Source organism: Desulfosalsimonas sp., from assembly GCF_055149105.1.
In genome coordinates this window covers 68659-85540 of sequence record NZ_JBSRLA010000003.1, presented here as the reverse complement: position 1 = coordinate 85540, position 16882 = coordinate 68659, and the positions used below count along the sequence as shown (strand labels likewise).

At 54.2% G+C, this 16882-nt stretch carries 16 protein-coding genes; 4 read left to right on the top strand and 12 right to left on the bottom strand.

The window, feature by feature from the left end:
• Positions 1 to 51: 51 nt before the first annotated feature.
• The 7 genes from ACTCIA_RS01420 to ACTCIA_RS01390 form a co-directional block, all read right to left on the bottom strand.
• Positions 52 to 702 (bottom strand): HAD-IB family phosphatase, encoded by a 651-nt coding sequence (locus tag ACTCIA_RS01420; RefSeq protein ID WP_463000021.1) that lies wholly within the window; start codon positions 700 to 702, stop codon positions 52 to 54.
• A gap of 25 nt (positions 703 to 727) precedes the next feature.
• Entirely contained in the window at positions 728 to 3043 is a 2316-nt protein-coding gene (gene ptsP / locus ACTCIA_RS01415) for a phosphoenolpyruvate--protein phosphotransferase (protein WP_463000020.1), read from the bottom strand.
• A 121-nt stretch (positions 3044 to 3164) separates the two neighbouring features.
• Complete coding sequence (locus ACTCIA_RS01410; RefSeq protein WP_463000019.1) at positions 3165 to 3377, bottom strand: hypothetical protein; 213 nt, start codon at positions 3375 to 3377, stop codon at positions 3165 to 3167.
• Entirely contained in the window at positions 3370 to 4644 is a 1275-nt protein-coding gene (locus ACTCIA_RS01405; protein ID WP_463000018.1) for a molybdopterin molybdotransferase MoeA, read from the bottom strand. Before ACTCIA_RS01405 ends, ACTCIA_RS01410 begins: the two co-directional genes overlap by 8 nt.
• Before the next feature lie 44 nt (positions 4645 to 4688).
• The gene (locus ACTCIA_RS01400) at positions 4689 to 6701 is read right to left on the bottom strand and encodes a heavy metal translocating P-type ATPase (protein ID WP_463000017.1); all 2013 of its coding nucleotides are present in this window, start codon (positions 6699 to 6701) and stop codon (positions 4689 to 4691) included.
• Positions 6702 to 6719: 18 nt separating this feature from the next.
• Positions 6720 to 7103 carry an ArsR/SmtB family transcription factor gene (locus ACTCIA_RS01395; RefSeq protein ID WP_463000016.1) on the bottom strand — a complete coding sequence of 128 codons (384 nt, stop codon included), beginning with the start codon at positions 7101 to 7103 and terminating at the stop codon, positions 6720 to 6722.
• Positions 7100 to 7222 carry a hypothetical protein gene (locus ACTCIA_RS01390; RefSeq protein ID WP_463000015.1) on the bottom strand — a complete coding sequence of 41 codons (123 nt, stop codon included), beginning with the start codon at positions 7220 to 7222 and terminating at the stop codon, positions 7100 to 7102. Before ACTCIA_RS01390 ends, ACTCIA_RS01395 begins: the two co-directional genes overlap by 4 nt.
• A 148-nt stretch (positions 7223 to 7370) precedes the next feature.
• Here ACTCIA_RS01390 and ACTCIA_RS01385 point away from each other — a divergent pair, with 148 nt between their 5' ends.
• Both ACTCIA_RS01385 and ACTCIA_RS01380 read left to right on the top strand, forming a co-directional pair.
• Complete coding sequence (locus ACTCIA_RS01385; RefSeq protein ID WP_463000014.1) at positions 7371 to 8288, top strand: carbohydrate kinase family protein; 918 nt, start codon at positions 7371 to 7373, stop codon at positions 8286 to 8288.
• Positions 8272 to 10488 carry an HAD-IIB family hydrolase gene (locus ACTCIA_RS01380; RefSeq protein ID WP_463000013.1) on the top strand — a complete coding sequence of 739 codons (2217 nt, stop codon included), beginning with the start codon at positions 8272 to 8274 and terminating at the stop codon, positions 10486 to 10488. Before ACTCIA_RS01385 ends, ACTCIA_RS01380 begins: the two co-directional genes overlap by 17 nt.
• An 18-nt stretch (positions 10489 to 10506) precedes the next feature.
• On the opposite strand, the gene ACTCIA_RS01375 is transcribed toward ACTCIA_RS01380, so the two are convergent.
• Positions 10507 to 11514, bottom strand: a complete 1008-nt coding sequence (locus ACTCIA_RS01375; protein ID WP_463000012.1) for an HD-GYP domain-containing protein — start codon at positions 11512 to 11514, stop codon at positions 10507 to 10509.
• 770 nt (positions 11515 to 12284) lie between these two features.
• On the opposite strand from ACTCIA_RS01375, the gene ACTCIA_RS01370 reads away from it, so the two are divergent.
• Together ACTCIA_RS01370 and ACTCIA_RS01365 are read left to right on the top strand one after the other, a co-directional pair.
• Positions 12285 to 12713, top strand: coding sequence for a hypothetical protein (locus ACTCIA_RS01370; RefSeq protein WP_463000011.1), 429 nt, complete (start codon positions 12285 to 12287; stop codon positions 12711 to 12713).
• An 85-nt stretch (positions 12714 to 12798) separates the two neighbouring features.
• Positions 12799 to 13938: a hypothetical protein gene (locus tag ACTCIA_RS01365; RefSeq protein ID WP_463000010.1), complete on the top strand. Its 1140-nt coding sequence runs from the start codon at positions 12799 to 12801 to the stop codon at positions 13936 to 13938.
• A gap of 37 nt (positions 13939 to 13975) precedes the next feature.
• On the opposite strand, the gene ACTCIA_RS01360 is transcribed toward ACTCIA_RS01365, so the two are convergent.
• From ACTCIA_RS01360 to ACTCIA_RS01345, 4 genes are all read right to left on the bottom strand, one after another.
• Positions 13976 to 14428, bottom strand: coding sequence for a flagellar assembly protein FliW (locus ACTCIA_RS01360; protein WP_463000009.1), 453 nt, complete (start codon positions 14426 to 14428; stop codon positions 13976 to 13978).
• Complete coding sequence (gene csrA, locus ACTCIA_RS01355) at positions 14425 to 14667, bottom strand: carbon storage regulator CsrA (RefSeq protein ID WP_463000008.1); 243 nt, start codon at positions 14665 to 14667, stop codon at positions 14425 to 14427. Before csrA ends, ACTCIA_RS01360 begins: the two co-directional genes overlap by 4 nt.
• Positions 14668 to 14843: 176 nt before the next feature.
• Entirely contained in the window at positions 14844 to 15839 is a 996-nt protein-coding gene (locus tag ACTCIA_RS01350) for an ABC transporter substrate-binding protein (protein WP_463000007.1), read from the bottom strand.
• Between the two features lie 109 nt (positions 15840 to 15948).
• Positions 15949 to 16881, bottom strand: a complete 933-nt coding sequence (locus ACTCIA_RS01345) for a flagellin N-terminal helical domain-containing protein (RefSeq protein WP_463000006.1) — start codon at positions 16879 to 16881, stop codon at positions 15949 to 15951.
• Position 16882 lies beyond the last annotated feature (1 nt).

Here is a 16882-nt window from a genome sequence, read left to right as displayed (position 1 = left end):
TCATGACCTTCATACTCTTCAGGCTCTTCATGGTAGCATTATTTGACAGAATTATCGTGAAAATCGTTTTTCGAGAACTTTGCGGACATCGTGAAAATCCTTCCAGGGGACATGATCGATGTTGTGTTTTTCCAGATACCGGGCCAGCCGGCCCCGGGCAAACACCAAATCCCCGTGGCGGGCCATATTGTGGTCGGTCATTCCGTCGCCGATCACCACCCGGAAATCCGCGTCAAACCGGTCCATCACCGCTGCCTTGGCCACCAGTTCATCTCCGCCTTCAAACCCGGAATGCACCTTTAGAAAAGGACCGGAGTCGTCCACGTCAACGGCAAAAATTTCATCCACCCGGCCCGTCAGATCCCCGAGCCCGGCTTCCACCATGCCCCGCACGCCCCCGGAAATCACGACAAAGGGAATATCCCGGGCCCTGAGAAATGCCAGCAGTTCGGCAAAACCCGGCCGCAGGGGAATCTGGCGCACAAAATCAAGGGTGTCCGGGTACTGGTCAGAGGAAATGGCTTCAAGCATCTCCCGCACCCCGCTGCGCAGGGTCACGGCCCCGGATTCGAGCCTGGCTTTCATCTGATGCCACTTTTCCGGCAGAAAATGTTCCAGCACCGCCTGCAGGCTTTCCTCTGCGGTGATGGTGCCGTCAAAATCACAAAACACGTAGGGTTTAACGCTTTGGCCGTTGTTCATGAAAAGGAGGCTCCGGCTGTCTTGTTCAATTTTCTGGATGGTTGGAAGAAAGATTTTCAATATAATGGCTCAGAAAATCATTGATGCTTTCCACGTCCTCCATTTCCAAAACCGTATCCAGTGCGCAGCGGGCGTCCTCGTACCGGATGCCCCGGATAAACTGCTTGGCCGCAGGAATCGAGGAGGGCGTCATGCTGATGCGGTCTGCGGCCATGCCCACGTACAGAAGCAGGCATTCCTGCTTGGATGCCGATTCCCCGCAGATACTCACGGGCTTGTGATGCTGCCTGCAGACATTGACAATCTCGGCAATGGTGACAATCACCGACGGATGCAGGGCATTGTAGAGATTGCCAACCTTTTTGTTGTTGCGGTCCACGGCCAGCAGATACTGGATCAGGTCATTTGTGCCGATGCTCACGAAATCCACGTATTTGAGCAGCCGGCCGAGAATGGCCGCAGCCCCGGGCACCTCGATCATAATGCCCGTGGCAATCTGACGGTCATATTCAATGCCCTTTTCATCCAGGGCCTGTTTTTCGGAATCCACCAGAGCGATCACCTTTCGGATCTCCTCAACCCCGGAAATCATGGGAAACAGCAGATGCACGGGACCATGGGCGGAAGAACGCAAAATGGCCCGGATCTGTTTTCGGAATTCCTCTTCCAGCTCCAGGCTGATGCGGATGGAGCGCCATCCCAGAAAGGGATTGTCCTCCTTGGGATAATCCAGATAAGACAGAAACTTATCTCCCCCCACGTCGAAAGTCCGGATGGTAACGGTTCTGCCTTCTGCCTTCTGCAGCATGCGGGTGTAGAGTTCCACCTGTTCTTCTTCGGTGGGAAAACTTTTTCTGAGCAGAAACGGAAACTCGGTGCGGTACAGGCCGATGTGATCCGCTCCGTATTCCCGGACATGGGGGATATCGGAAAGCAGGCCGATATTGGCCCCGAGCCGCACGTGCACGCCGTCAAGCGTGACGGCCGGCAAATCCCGGAGCGCGGACAAACGCAGCCGGATCTGCTGGTTTTCCGCCTGCCTGCGCGCATATTCCTCCCGAACAGCCTCCTCGGGATTGACAAACACAAACCCGGAGGATCCGTCCACGATCAGGTAGTCCTTTTCCCGGACATTTTCAAAAAGGTGCTCAACCCCGATGACAATGGGAATTTCCAGGGATCGGGCCAGGATCACCGTGTGGGACGTACGACCTCCCCGGGCGGTGACAATGGCCTTTAGGTTGGGCTGCCGCATGGCCAGCAGATCCACGGGGGAAATGTCTGAGGCCACCACAATAGTGGGACGGGTCATGGGCTCGTGGGGGTCGCCGGAGACGCCCACCAGATGGCCCAGCACCCGCCTGCCGATATCGAGCACGTCTGCGGCGCGCTCGCTTAAATAGGCATCCTCCATGCCCCGGAAATTTTCCACATACTCCAGGATCACCTGTTTTAAGGCATACTCGGCGCATTTGCCCGAATCGATCTGCGCCTTGATTTTGCGTTTCAATCCCGCATCCCGCAGAAACATCAAATGCGCATCGAGAATGGCCGATTCCTGATCGGAAAGACCGGCGCCGGTGCGGGCCACCTGCCGAATCTGGCCGGATGCCCGTTCAAAAGCATGATTCAGCCGTTCCATTTCAGATTCCGGAAGATCCGACAGGCTGCATTGTACCTGATCAAAATCAATATTTTCGGGCAGATAATGGGCATAGCCCTCTGCCACCTGCTCGGAGACCGGATCACCCCACAGATAGTCCGGCGCCGGACGTTCCGGCAGGCTCCGGGAAATTTCCATAACCGGCAGGCGCCGGCGGAGGCCCGGCCGGCGCGCAGACATGTCCTCGAGCAACCCGGTATAGGCCACGGTGGCCGAAATCTGGCTGGCAATATTGGAAAAAAGCGGAATGTCTTTCTCCCGGATGCCATTTTCCGCCAATGTCTGGACCACCAGGACCCCGAGCACCTTTTGGTGATAGATCAGCGGCAATCCCAGAAAAGTGGTATAGCGTTCTTCGCCGCTTCCCGCATAATACTTGAACCTGGGATGGGTGGCGGGATTGACCACCAGCACCGGCTGCATCTGCTCCACTGCCATGCCGGTCAGCCCCTCGCTGGTGTCCATTTCAATATAATCCACAAATGAAGCCGAAAGCCCGTGAGTGGCTTTCAGCACCAGACGGTTTTCCAGGGGATCATACACATAGACTGAACAGACATCAATATTCAGGCTCCGGGCCACCTTGGCCACGATCTGTTCCAGAGCGGATTCCGGATTTTCCGAATCCTTCAGGGTCTGAAATATATCTTCAAGTATGCTGATCTGCTGTGCCTTCATGGATGTTTTTTCCGCTTGCATTGCGTCCGGGAACACGCCTGCTCCCGATATTTGCAAATTGGGTGCGATATTTCAAATGTGCCTAACAATAGCGCCGGTGCCGGAGAAATTCAACCCGGATTCATTGGTTTTCGTCTGTAAAAACGCTTTCTGCACGGCTTGCCAACTGCCGGAGCTGTTTTTGAATTTCATCGCGCTGTTGCTCCAGTTCATCGAGCTGCCGGATGAACACGGGTTTGACGGAATGGGGCGGGATTCTTTCATTGAGATCCGCAAGCTGTTTTTCCACTTCTGCAAGCTGCTCTTGGAGCTGCTTCTTTTTTTGTTCAAACATGATCGGACGATTCCTTTTCGGATTGTAGCCGGCCCTGCGGGCAATGCATGAACAGGCTCGGATCAAAGCAGGTAAAAGACACCCTGCTGCCCTGATCGATTTTTTCCACGCCCTCGGCAATCACGATCACGGCCGGGGTTTTGGCCATGGCCGCCATGCGGCTTTTTAATTTTTTGGGATGCAAAACAATCCCGGCACTGTTTCTGCTGATGTCGCACTGCACAAACTGGGTCCAGTCCGCCTGGCCGCGCACCGTGCTCTCTATCCGGCCATGGAAGTGCAGATACGGGCTGAAATCCAGGCCCGCCATTTTCCGGATGGCCGGGTAGACCATAAACAAAAAAGCGGTTTCATTTGATGCGGGTCCCCCGGGAAGACAAAACACGGGTTTTGGTCCCAGAATGCCCATGCCCACGGCCTTGCCCGGGCCCATGCGCACCCGGTGAAAAATCATTTTGCAGCCCAGATCCTCCAGGACCCGGACCACCAGGTCCCGGTCCCCTTTCCAGGCACCGCCGGAGGTGACCAGCACGTCTGTCTGCTCTGCCAGGCCCAGAATTTGCTCTGCCATCTGCTGGCGGCTGTCTCCGGAGACCCGCATTTTCACGTCAAAACCGCCGTCAGCCAGCCAGGCCTGCTGAAGGGCCACATTGCTGGCATACAGCTTGCCCCCCTCAAACGGCTTTCCGGGAAGCAGGATCTCGCTGCCCGTGGCCAAAAGCCCTATTTCCGGCCGGCGGAAAACCGGCACTTCAAAAATCCCGGCTGCCACCATCAGCCCGATCACCTGGGGGGTCAGCAAACCGCCGGCGTGACAAATGCTCTCACCGCATTGCACGTCAGTGCCTTTTTCCAAAATATTGCGCCCCGGCTCGGCCGGTGCGTGCACCGAAACCAGGGGCCGGCCCTTATCCGTGAATTCTTCTGCCACCACTGCATCCGCGCCCGGCGGGATGGCCGCACCGCTTAAAATGCGCATTGCCTTTCCCGACAACACGGCAGGTCCGGGCCGGTCCCCAGCGGCCATAACGCCGGAAAGCGCCAGGTGCACCGGCGAGTCCGGGCTGGCTGTTTCCACGTCCGCGGAAACCACGGCATATCCGTCTTTCAGCGATGCATTGACCGAAGGCGAGTCCACCCGTGCATGCACCGGCCCAAACGCCACCCGGCCCACGGCCCGGTCAACGGCAATGGTCTCAGATGCCATTGGAAAAACATTTTCCAGGGTCAGGCCCAGGGCCTCGTCAAATCCGATGTCACAACGCATGCAAAGCTCTCCGCCAGGGACTTGTATGAAAAAACCAGAATCTTTTATCTTTTCATATATGCGGCCGCAGCGTCAATTGAAATTGGCCGGGTGGAATTGATCACCGCCAGCAGCGCGGTGCCCACATCCGCAAACACAGCCGCCCACATGGTGGCCAGACCCGCAACCCCAAGGACGATAAACACCGCCTTGATGGACAGGGCCAGCACAATATTCTGCCACACAATCCCCCGGGTTTGTTTGCCCATTGTCACGGCGTCCGCCATTTTCTCCGGCGAGCCGGTCATGAGCACCACGTCTGCGGTTTCAATGGCTGCATCCGAACCCGCCGCCCCCATGGCCGCGCCCACGTCGGCCCTGGCGATCACCGGGGCGTCATTGATCCCGTCGCCCACAAATGCAACCTTTTGCCCCTTGCCCGCATCGGCCTGGATTTTTTCAAAAGCCGTCACCTTGTCCCCGGGCAGAAGATCGGCAAAATAATCATCAAGGCCGAGGGTTTCCGCCACTGTTCGGGCTGTTTCAGCATTGTCACCGGTAAGCATCACAATCCGGCGCACGCCGTTTTGGCGCAGACGGGAAACCGCTTTCTGCGATTCTTTCCGAATGCGGTCGCTGATAACGATATAGCCTGCATAATTTCCGTCCACGGCAACATGCGCCACAGTGCCGCTCCGGCTCTGCCCGTCCCGGCCGGGCAAAATTCCCTGAGCCCGCAGATACCGCCCCGAGCCCACGAGAACGCTCCTGCCATCCACCCGGGCGGCAACCCCTGAACCCGAGGTTTCCCCGTGCCCGGAAACACCTTCCGGACTCACAGGCTCTCCGTTTTTGTCAAACGCTTTGACAATGGCCCTGGCAATGGGATGGTTGGAATACTGCTCAGCCCTGGCGGCAAAGGCCAGCACCTGCTCAGCGCTGTATCCGTTTGCGCTTTCAACGCCATTGACCTCAAACACGCCCTCAGTGAGGGTCCCGGTTTTGTCAAATACCACGGTGTGCAGTTTTGCCAGCACATCGAGATAATTTGAACCTTTGATCAGCACCCCGTGCCTGGAAGCCCGGCCGATGCCGCCGAAATATCCCAGGGGAATGCTGATCACCAGCGCGCACGGACAGGAGATGACCAGCAGCACCAGGGCGCGGTAAATCCATTGCTGAAACCCGGCACCGTCGATCAGCATTGGCGGCAAAAAAGCCACGGCCGCGGCCGCGGCCACCACCGCCGGGGTGTAATACCGGGCAAAGACGGTGATAAACTGCTCAGTGGCGGATTTGCGGGCGGCTGCATTTTCCACCAGCTCCACCATCCGGGCAATGGAGGACTGATCATAAGGCCGGGTGACCGCAACGGTCAGGGTGCCTGAAAGGTTGACACCCCCTGCCATCACCTCGTCTCCCGCACCCGCCCCTCTGGGCACGGATTCCCCTGTGAGCGCGGATGTGTCCACCTGGGATGCGCCGTCCGTGATCCGGCCGTCCAGGGGGATTTTCTCCCCCGGCTTAACCAGAACCAGGCTGCCCACGGCCACGCTCTCCGGTGCCACCCGGGAAATTCCGGTCTCGGTTTTCAAATTGACCACATCGGGCCGCTGGGCCAGCAAGGCGGCAATTGAGCGCCTGGAGCGCGACACGGCCAGGCCCTGCAGAAACTCTCCGGCCCGGTAAAAGATCATCACGCCCACGGCCTCTGAAAAGGCCCCGATGGCCATGGCTCCCAGGGTGGCAATGGCCATGAGCACGTTTTCGTCAAAAAAATCGCCCCTCACCAGCGTGCGCCCGGCTGCCGCCAGAATCCCGACCCCTGCAGTCAAATAAGCCGCTGCAATGAAAACATAAAACCCAATTGCCGGAAGGCGGATCACAGCCGTATATTCCAAAAGCAGCACTCCGGCAAACAAGACTGCTGCAGCAACAAGCTTTATAACCTCGCGCCGCACATCAAAGGCCTCGGCCTCGCCTACGGCGGATGAATGGCTGCATCCGCATGAAGCACAGCACTGCGGGTCACGCCCGTGCGCAGCCGGACCGTTGAGACTATCTATAGATTCAGACATGACAATTTCCTTTTTTAATCAGGATGATTGGCTTTCCATGACGTGCTCCAGGCCCAGCTCCAGAACCCGGCGAATATGCGCATCATCCAGGGAATAATATATCACCTTGCCTTCCCGCCGGTATTTGACCAGACGGGTTTGCTTCAATATCCTGAGCTGCTGGGAAACAGCGGACTGCTTCATCCCCAAAAGACAGCACAGATCGCAGACACACATTTCCGCTGCAGACAATGCCCAGAGAATGCGGATGCGGGTTTTGTCCCCGAAGATTTTAAAAAACCCGGCCAGATCCGCAAGTCCCCGGTCTTCCGGCATGGATGCACCCACCTGCGCGATGATATCGTGATGGATCATCTTGGTTGCGCATACTTCTGCAATGTTTTGACTTTCCGGCACTGTCATTTTTCCCCTTCTTTCCGGGCGGCCGAAATACGGCCGCCCTTTTTATTCAATTCATTATATGAACAAGTAATAATATGATCAAGAACGGCTTGATTGTCAAGCTCAATCTTGTTTTTCATCCGTCCGGTTCCGGCAAGGCCGCACCGGCTTCGGACCGCAGCCCACAAAAGGGCGAAGCTTCGCCCGTTGTTTGACAATTGCGCAAAACCGCTTTATTATAGCAATGAAATACCCAATCGATTCCAACACAAGCCCCTGAGGACAATTGTGATTCTTGTCATCGGCGAAATCCTCGTGGATATTTTCCCGCAATACCGGCGCATCGGCGGGGCGCCTTTTAATTTTTCCTATCACCTGCAGCAAACGGGCCTGCCGGTCTGCTTTATCTCCCGCATCGGGCAGGACGATATCGGAAAAGAAATTTCTGACTTTCTTTGGCAAAACAAATTTGATGCCAGCCACATCCAGTCAGACCCCCGGCATCCCACCGGCAAGGTGATGGTTCACCCTCAACAGGGCGGGAGCCATAGTTTTGAAATCATCACCAATACCGCCTATGACCACATCGAACTGCCTGACTCGCCGGATTGTGTAAATAACCAGAGCCCGGAACTGATCTATTTCGGCACCCTGGTTCAGCGCACGCCGGAAATGGCCGCCCGGATGCAGAAGTTTCTCGACAATCGCAGGACTTGGAGCAAATGCTTCTGTGATATCAATCTGCGCCCCGGCTGCTACAGCACAGAGACGGTTCTCGCCTCCATTGCCAGGGCGGATATCCTTAAAATCAATGACGAGGAACTCAAGGAAATCCGCGAGATGACCGGCAGACCTGCCGGATCCGAAGACGACTTCATCGGCTGGCTCATGGAAGCCAATGGCATAGAGATGGTTTCGCTGACCATGGGGGAACGCGGCAGCCGCCTCTACACCCCGGGCTTCTGCCATGAAACCCGGGTGCCGGACAAAGGGCCGGTTGTGGATACTGTGGGCGCCGGTGATGCCTATGCCGCAGTGGTGGCCCTGGGATATCTGCAAAACTGGTCCCCGGATCACATCCTCGACCAAGCCGCTGCATTTGCCGCCCGCATTTGTCAAATCCAGGGCGCCATCCCGGAAGACCGGGAGCTTTATTTGCCATTGCTTCAACCCACCACAGGAGGACCCAATGACGGAAACGGATAAAGAGCTTTATATCCAGATGTTTAGCATCCACGGGCTGGTCAGGTTTCAGAATCCTGAGCTGGGAAGGGATGCGGATACAGGCGGGCAGGTGCTTTATGTGGTGGAGCTGGCCAGGCATCTGAGCCGCAGCAAAAATGTGCGCCGGGTGGACCTGTTTACACGCCTCATCGAAGACCCCAGGGTTTCAGACGATTATGCAAAGCCCGTGGAAGAGTTCAGCGACAATTGCCGCATTGTTCGCATCCAGTGCCGGGGCAAGCGATATATGCGAAAAGAACTGCTCTGGCCCCACCTGGATGAATATGTGGACAAGGTCATCAAATTCATTAAAAAACAAGATGATATCCCTGATTTGTTTCACGGCCATTATCCGGATGCGGGATATGTGGCCATGAAACTCTCAGAGCTCTACGGGCTGCCCTTTGTGTTTACCGGCCATTCCCTGGGAATTCCCAAAAAACAGAAATTGCTAAACGACGGCATGCGGGAATCGGAGATCAACAAAAAATACAATATCGAAACCCGCATTAAGACAGAAGAACAAATCCTGAAAAAAGCCGACCTGATTGTTACCAGCACCAACCAGGAAATCGAGGATCAGTACGGGGTTTACAAAAACGCCAAAACCCCGGAATACAAGGTCATTCCCCCTGGCATCGACGTTGAGCGCTTCCATCCGTATTACCACCACCGGCTGCCGGAAGTGGAGAAATCCGAATTTTCCAAGTATGCCCAGGCCAATTTGCTCAACCAGATGGAACGGTTTCTGATGTATCCGGACAAACCCTTGATCCTGGCGCTTTCCCGTCCGGACAAGCGCAAAAATATCTCCGGCCTGGTCCAGGCTTACGGTGAAGATCGCGAACTGCAGGCCATGGCCAACCTGGCCGTGTTTGCCGGCATCCGCAAGGATATCAACGAAATGGAGGAAAATGAAAAGGATGTACTCACGCGAATGCTGTTGATGATGGACCGCTATGACCTTTACGGCAAAATGGCCATCCCCAAAAAACATGACGTGGAATACGAAGTACCCGAGCTTTACCGGATTGCCGCGGAAAAACGCGGGGTGTTTGTCAATCCGGCCCTCACAGAGCCCTTTGGGCTCACCCTGCTGGAAGCAGCAGCCACGGGCCTGCCCCTGGTGTCCACAAATGACGGGGGCCCGCGGGATATCATCGGCAACTGCGAAAACGGTATTCTCATCAATCCCGATGATCAGACGCAAATCGCCGACGCCATCCGGAAAATCCTCACAGATGAGGAACTGTGGCAGCAATACTCCAAAAACGGTATCATGAACGTGCGCAAATACTACACCTGGGACAGCCACGCCCAGTCCTTCACAGATGCCGTGATCCAGCTTCTGGATGAAAGATTCGGCTCCAGCCGGCAGCAAAGGGCCTCTGCCAGGGAAAAATCCGTTGGCAAGCGATTGTCAAAAGTCAATTTCTTCCTGATCACCGACATTGATAACACCCTGATCGGCCAGGACAACGAGGATCTTGCCGAGTTGATCCAGTGGCTTACGGAAAACCGTGAGAAAGTGGGCTTTGGCGTGGCCACGGGCCGGCGGGCGGACTCGGCCATGGAGGTACTGGAAAAACACGGTCTGCCCCGGCCGGATGTGGTGGTCTCGGACGTGGGCACGGAAATCTACTATGGCCTGGACCTGCAGTATGATCAGGGATGGGATACGCATATCGCCCAGCGCTGGGAGCCGGAAAAAATCAAAAACACACTGAAACAATTCAGCTTTCTCAAGCTCCAGGACCAGGCGGCCCAGCGCAAATACAAGGTCAGCTATGACATGGATCCGGGAAAGGACCGGATCGCAAAGATCCACGACGCCCTGACAAAAAAAAAGCTCCGTTACACCCTGGTCTATTCCCATGAAAAATATCTCGACATTATCCCCTACCGGGCATCCAAGGGCAAGGCCATCCGATATTTAAGCTACAAGTGGGAAATCCCATTGTCGCATTTTCTGGTCAGCGGGGATTCAGGCAATGATGCGGAAATGCTGCGCGGCGAGCAGATGGGTGTGGTGGTGGGCAACTACAGCCCGGAACTCGAGGAACTCAAAGGGGTAAACAAAATCTATTTCGCAGAGAGCCCCACCTCCGGCGGCATCCTGGAGGGCATCCGGAAATACCGCTTTACCAGGGCCGGTTCCCCGAAAAACCGGAAAAAATCATAAAAACCCCGAACTGCCGGGCTACTGCTTTTTACCCAGAACCTTGATAAACATTTTGAAAATCCTGGGATCCAATGCGCCCTGCATTTCCTCGCCCATGATCTTTAATGCTTCAAACGGTGTTTTGGCCGGGGCATAGGAACGCTTTGAGGTAATGGCGTCATAGACGTCACAACAGGTCAAAACGCGCACCGGCACGGGAATTTCCTCCTGCTGCATACCGGTGGGATAGCCGGTGCCGTCAAATTTCTCATGATGAAACACAATACAGTTCAAACTCATCTGAGGCAAATCCACGTTGGTGCACATGCGCATGCCGTGTACAGGATGAAGCTTGATCTGCTTCCATTCCTGTTCGTTTAACGGCCCTGGCTTGTTTAAAATCCTGACCGGCACGTGGGTTTTGCCGATATCATGGAGCAACGCCCCCACGCCCACATCCACCAGGGTTTGCTCCTCCCATTGTTCGGCCAGGCAATTCATCAGCATCATGGTATAGGTAAATACATGCACGCCGTGAGAAAAAGTCTGATAATCATGAGAAACAAACCGGCCGATATTTTCCATGGCCTCGGGGGTGGACAAAAACGAAAGGCTGGATTTCACCACATGGCTCACCCCTTTAAGGGTATTTTCGTCGAGTGCCGGCATCCGGTCTTCAAAAATTTTTTTCACCTGCCCGGCGGTAATGTCCAGAAACACCCGCGATCGAACATCCACGGAAATTTCCGGATCATTTAAAATCCACTCCAGGTTATCGAGCATGTAGGATTCATAGGAGGGCTGCTGGTCATACGGAATATAAACCGTATCAATGCCGTTTTCCACCAGTCGCTGCTTGAGCTCATGGGAAAAATACTGGCGCTCCCGGGTATAGAGCACATAGCGGCTGCCCCGTTTAAAATATACCTGGAAATCGGTCAGTGCATTGGGATTGAGCGTATCCGGGGACACGGGAAAATAGTTGCCCTCCGGCTGCAGCTCGTTTCGGGATGCTTCATTTTTTTGCCTGTAGGAGGCCCCGCTCATTTTCAACTCCCCAACATCCTTGGGTCTGTATAGATTTGCGCCATAGCCGTTGAATAAAACTTATCGGACAAAGCCAGAAATTGTTTAGGCATGACGCCCAAAAAAACAACGTCATCGGTTCATGATCACCACCTTTACGTTTCGCTTTTTGTTCGTGAGCATGGCAGCCGGGTTGGCCTCGTTGCCCGTGCCCCGACACATGCGAAAAGCGGCACAAGCTGCTTATACCCTGGTTATGCCGATGTTGCGCTTGTGACTTCTTCTGGGTTGAAAATGGTGCTGCTCTGGAGGAAGAAAGCCCTGCGGCCGGGGGCGGGTTTTTTTCGCTCCTGAGCCTTTTTGCGGATTCAGCCGATGCCTTCGCCAAAATTTACAAACTCGGGCATTCGCCCTCAAACAGTTTGAAATTTTCCGGCTCCGGCACCGGCTGAATTTTCCCGCAAAAATTCTCAATGTCGCTTCAAAAACCCGCCCCCGCCCTTCGGGCTTCCTTGGAGACCATGCTCAAATTTGATGAGCCTGTAAAAAGTCTTTTTTACAGGCAGTGTTAAGTTTTAAGTGATTAAGTGTTAATTAAAATCAACAAGTTATTTGTTTATTGATTGGCGGTTATATCCGATTTGGGCCTTTTTACGATTCCATCAAATTTGATAACCCCTTAAAACACATTAGAAACACCCTTCCAGGACATCAACCCTGCATCGATTCAAATTCAGAGGACTTCCCATTAAAAAGCAATCGCTGCTGCATATTTCCGGTACGCTGGTCATGTGGCGGGGCGGGGGTGGTTTGTTTGGCTGCATTGGCGCGGTTTCGGCATAAGATCGGACCGGGGCTTTGGCGACCGGAATTTTAAACTGTCTGAGGGCGATCCGCCCGAGTTTTTAAAATTCCAGCCAAAGCCCCGGGACGAGCGCCAAAAGCACGCCGCAGACAAACAAACCGCACCCGCCCCGACACATGCGAAAATCGGCACAAGCGGATTATGTCCTGGTTATGCCGATGCTGTCGCTGTCACCTCTCCTGAGACGAAGATGGCGGTTTGTGGAGGAAGGAAACCATTTTGTCTGCTCGTAAGCAGTTTAATTACAAATTTCATCGATTTTGATTGTTCAACTTATGTTGAACAGAACATTATCAATAAAAATTATTTGATTTTTAATTTTGTTCATTTTAAATTAACATTCAACATGCGTTGAATATATAATTTTAAACTAAATTATAATGTTTTTTCACAAAAAAAAGGGATATCAAGGCCCAGACCCAAACAGGTGATGCAAAAAAATGACCGGCAAGCCCTTGTCCGCAGATGAGCTGCAGAAAGCCCTACAGGAAAAACTTGAAGCGCTTTTGAATGAAACCGGAATGGTGGACAGCACGATTGTGCAAAGGCAAATCCGCGACAACGACGGCCCGGATTTTGTCATGGAAATTTTCGGACAAACCGGCCCCCGTGTGCTGCTGATCAACACCCGCACCAACGGAGAGCCCAGACTGGCAAGGGAGGCGGTCAACCACCTGATGGTCCAGCAAAACAGATGGTCCCATGCCTACCCGGTATTTGCCGCCCCGTATATTTCAGAGCAGGCGGCCCTGATCTGCCGGAAATACGGGGTGGGATACATGGATCTTGCCGGAAACTGCAGAATCGCCATAGACGGCCTGTTTCTCCACACCCGGGGGCGGCCCAACCCTTATACCAACAAAAGACGCCTGAAATCCCTCAATCGCCCCAAAGCCGCACGGCTTCTGCGGGTACTGCTCTGTCATCCGCGACGGCGCTGGAAGACCCGGGATCTGGCTGCAGAGGCGGGCGTTAGCCTGGGTCTGGTTTCCAATGTAAAGCAGATTCTAAAGGACCGGGAATGGATCGACAACAGGCGGCAGCAGATCATATTGGCCCGCCCCCGAAAAATCCTTGAGCACATGGCATCGGCTGACAACTCCCGTGAACAGGTTTCCTTTTTCTACGCATCCGCGGATTTTCTTCAGGCGGAAAACGCAATAGCGGAAACCTGCCGCAAAAAAGGGCTTCAGTTGGCCTTTACAGGGCTGTCTGCAGCCGTTCACATGGCCTCGGGCATTGACTATTACCGCCAAATACAGGCAAGGGTTTACGGGGGTGCGGAGCTTGCAGCAGATGAACTGGGATTTGAAAAAACCGGGGCAAAAGATGCCAACGTGGCTATGATACACAGCGCAGATCCAGGCGTGTTTTACGGAGGGCATCCTGTTCAGGCCGCATCGCGCCTGCAGTACTGCCGACCCTCTGAAAAAACCGTGGCAGACATTGAAAAAGACATTCGGGTGCCCATTGCCAGTGTGTCACCGGTTCAGGTATATGTGGATCTGAAGGCCGGGTTTACAGGCGGGGACAAGGAAGCGGAAAAAATCTTGCAGCAAGTGCTTGAACCATCGTGGTAGCCTGTTTGCAGGGCTGCCCGGGAATCGGCATCGGTGTTTATTGGTTTTCCGGCAGCGGCGTTTTTGCCTTGTATCCGGATCCGTCGAGAATCACCTGCACGGCCCGGTCTGTTTTCGGGCTGTAGATCACCGGAGCCAGAAGATTGAGGGTGATGCTTTGGTTCTCATGAAAGGTGATGGTTGTGAGCACGAAATACGGGTCCGGTTCTTTTATGGCCAGCTTTTCAAGTTCCTCCGGACCCGGAGCGATTTGGTAATCCGGAAAAAACAGGGCCGGGTTGATCAGCAAAAAACTCAGATGCGGCGCATCCACGCTTTGAAAACAAAAAAGCGGATCATCGGTACGTTTGTTGGGCAGCACCACGAAATCACGCAGTTGTTCAAAGCCGACAAGGCCTTCGGGAAACCGGATCATCTTGTCAGGATCATATGAAACCTCTCCAAAACGCGTCTGCAAAGTCTTTTTGCCGGTCGTTTCCTGGGAACTCAATTGCCCGCCTCCTTTTTCAGAAGCACGGCTTCCAGAATATCGCGTTTTTCTGCATCCCACTGACTGGCTTCCCGGTTCTCCATGCATATGCGGTCATACACCTCTTGACGATAAATTTTCCGATCCCGTGGGGCTTCAATCCCGATTCGGATCTTGCCGTCCTGGCTTTCCAGGATCGTGACTTTCACATCATCGCCGATGATTATCCCCTCACCGGCTCTGCGGGTTAATACAAGCATCTGCCGCCCTCCCTGGCGCTGCATCGGACACGGTTTCACTTTTCCGGAAGCATTTCCCGGATGCATACCATTCATGTGACATGCCATCTTTTGGACATGTCACATGAATGGCTTTTCATGTCAACGATAAACAGGGATTTTCAGCAGGCGGATCCTTTTTGCCGGAGTTGTTTCAATTATTCATAAATTTTTTCAGCCGAGGAAAGAGTGTCATATGGAATATCAACCCCCATTTTTTCAACCGTTGTCCCGTTGATCAGCAGCTTGCCCTTTTCGCCGGCCTCCATGGGTATATCAGATACCGGCGTGCCGTCGAGAATCTTTGCCGACATCTGCCCGGCCTGCCAGCCGATCTGCTTTTCTGAAGTGACAATGGAAAACATTGCGCCTGCCTCGGTATCCCGCTCTGTAGCGCCAATCACTGGCACGTCGGCGTTTTCCACGGTCCAGCCCACCAACTCGGCTGCATCCATGCGTTCACCGTTTTTCTCAATTCGGGAGGTGTCAGCCAGATAGATCAGATCATGCTCCCAGTTATTGACCAGGCCGGACCACTCCCCGAACGTGTCGCACAGGTACACATCCTCAACGCGCACACCGCTGACCTGCTCAAGCTTATCCGCACCAGCCAGGATGTAGCTTTTCACACCGGCCATAGAGCGGCTGTCTTTGCTTATCAGCCCCACGGTCTCAGCCCCTGTCACCTCCCGGGCAAGCTTCCAGATATCCGGAGCAAAGCTTCTGCGGGTAACACCGGTAACATTATCCTGAGGCAGACCCAGCTGCTCGGGATCGCTGAAAATATATCCAAACACCACCGGTGTATCCTTGATTTGCGTGGCCACATAGACAACGCTCTCGTCGTTTAACACCATTACCACGTCCGGATTTTCAGCCAGGGCTTTTTTTGCCGCCTCGCGGCCTCTTTCCACCCGGGTGGCCTCGTCCGGGGCTCCGTCAAGTTTTACGTACTGAAATACGATCTCCGTATCGCGCTGCGCCAGGGCTTCTTTAATTCCGTCATACACGGGTTGATAAGTACCCACATCTTTGGCGTCCTGTTTACTGGCTCCTGTTACCACCACAACCTTGCCCGCAGCCAGGGCTGTGCCGGTCCAGAGCATTGATACGGCAAGACAGATCCATAACACTTTCATTAAACCGTTTTTCATTCTCTTGTTCCTTTCGTGATTTGACTTGATCAACAATATAGATTTCCTGTTCGGAAACAGGCGGTTGCAGCGTTTCCAACGTCACTTTGTTTGCCGGATCCCTTATTTTTTACCTCATGAAATCCAAAATGGAGAGCTTGGAAATACGGGTAGTGACATTTAATGCAGCTTCAAATGCGGTCTCCTGCTGTACCAGCTGGGAGAAAACCTCCAGGGCATCGGCATCCTCGTAGCTTGACAGAATTTTTTCAAATTCAATGGCCGCACCGTTTAACTGCTCGCTGGCCCGCTCGATGCGCCATGCATTGTTGCCCATCCGCCCCCGCAGCCGCCGGACCTGGTCGGCACTCTCTTCGAGCGTTTCCAGGCCATTGTTCATGGCTGCCTTGTCATTGTTCCTTATGGCGGCTTCAAAATCCTTTAAAGCGGCAAAAAGATTTTCGCCGTCCGCATCAGTGATGCCATCATTGTCATAATCGCCCAGGAACAACTCGTTTCCGGGCAAAGCCACCTGAACCTGATTGCCGGTACCGATGTCCACGGTCTTTGCATGACCGTCACCGTCATACTCCACATCCCAATCCTCGGTCCCATCATCAACCGTCCGAAAAGGGACTGTGCTTTCCGAATACCCGGCGTACATGTATTTGCCCCCGTTCTGGGTATTGGCCGCCTGGAGCAATTCCTCGCGCAGCTGGCCGATTTTGTCGGCATAGGTCTGCCGGTCAGCCTCATTGGCCGCCCCGCTGATGGCGGCAATTCCGGTTTCCTTGGCCGCCACCAGGATGTTTTCCACCTGGTCCAGACTGGAGTCAAGAACTTCCATCTCCCCCTGGGCCATGGACATCTGGTTTAAACTGCGCTCTGCGGCCTGGGTTTTGACCCGGTAATCCAGAACCGGCCGGATTCCCGAAGGATTGTCCGACGGGCGGTTCATCTGCTTGCCCGTGGCCGCCTGCTGGCGTAAATCATAAAGCCGGTTCGAGGACCGCTCCAGATTGGATGAAAGCATGCGGTAATTCATGGCCAGGGTGGATTTCATA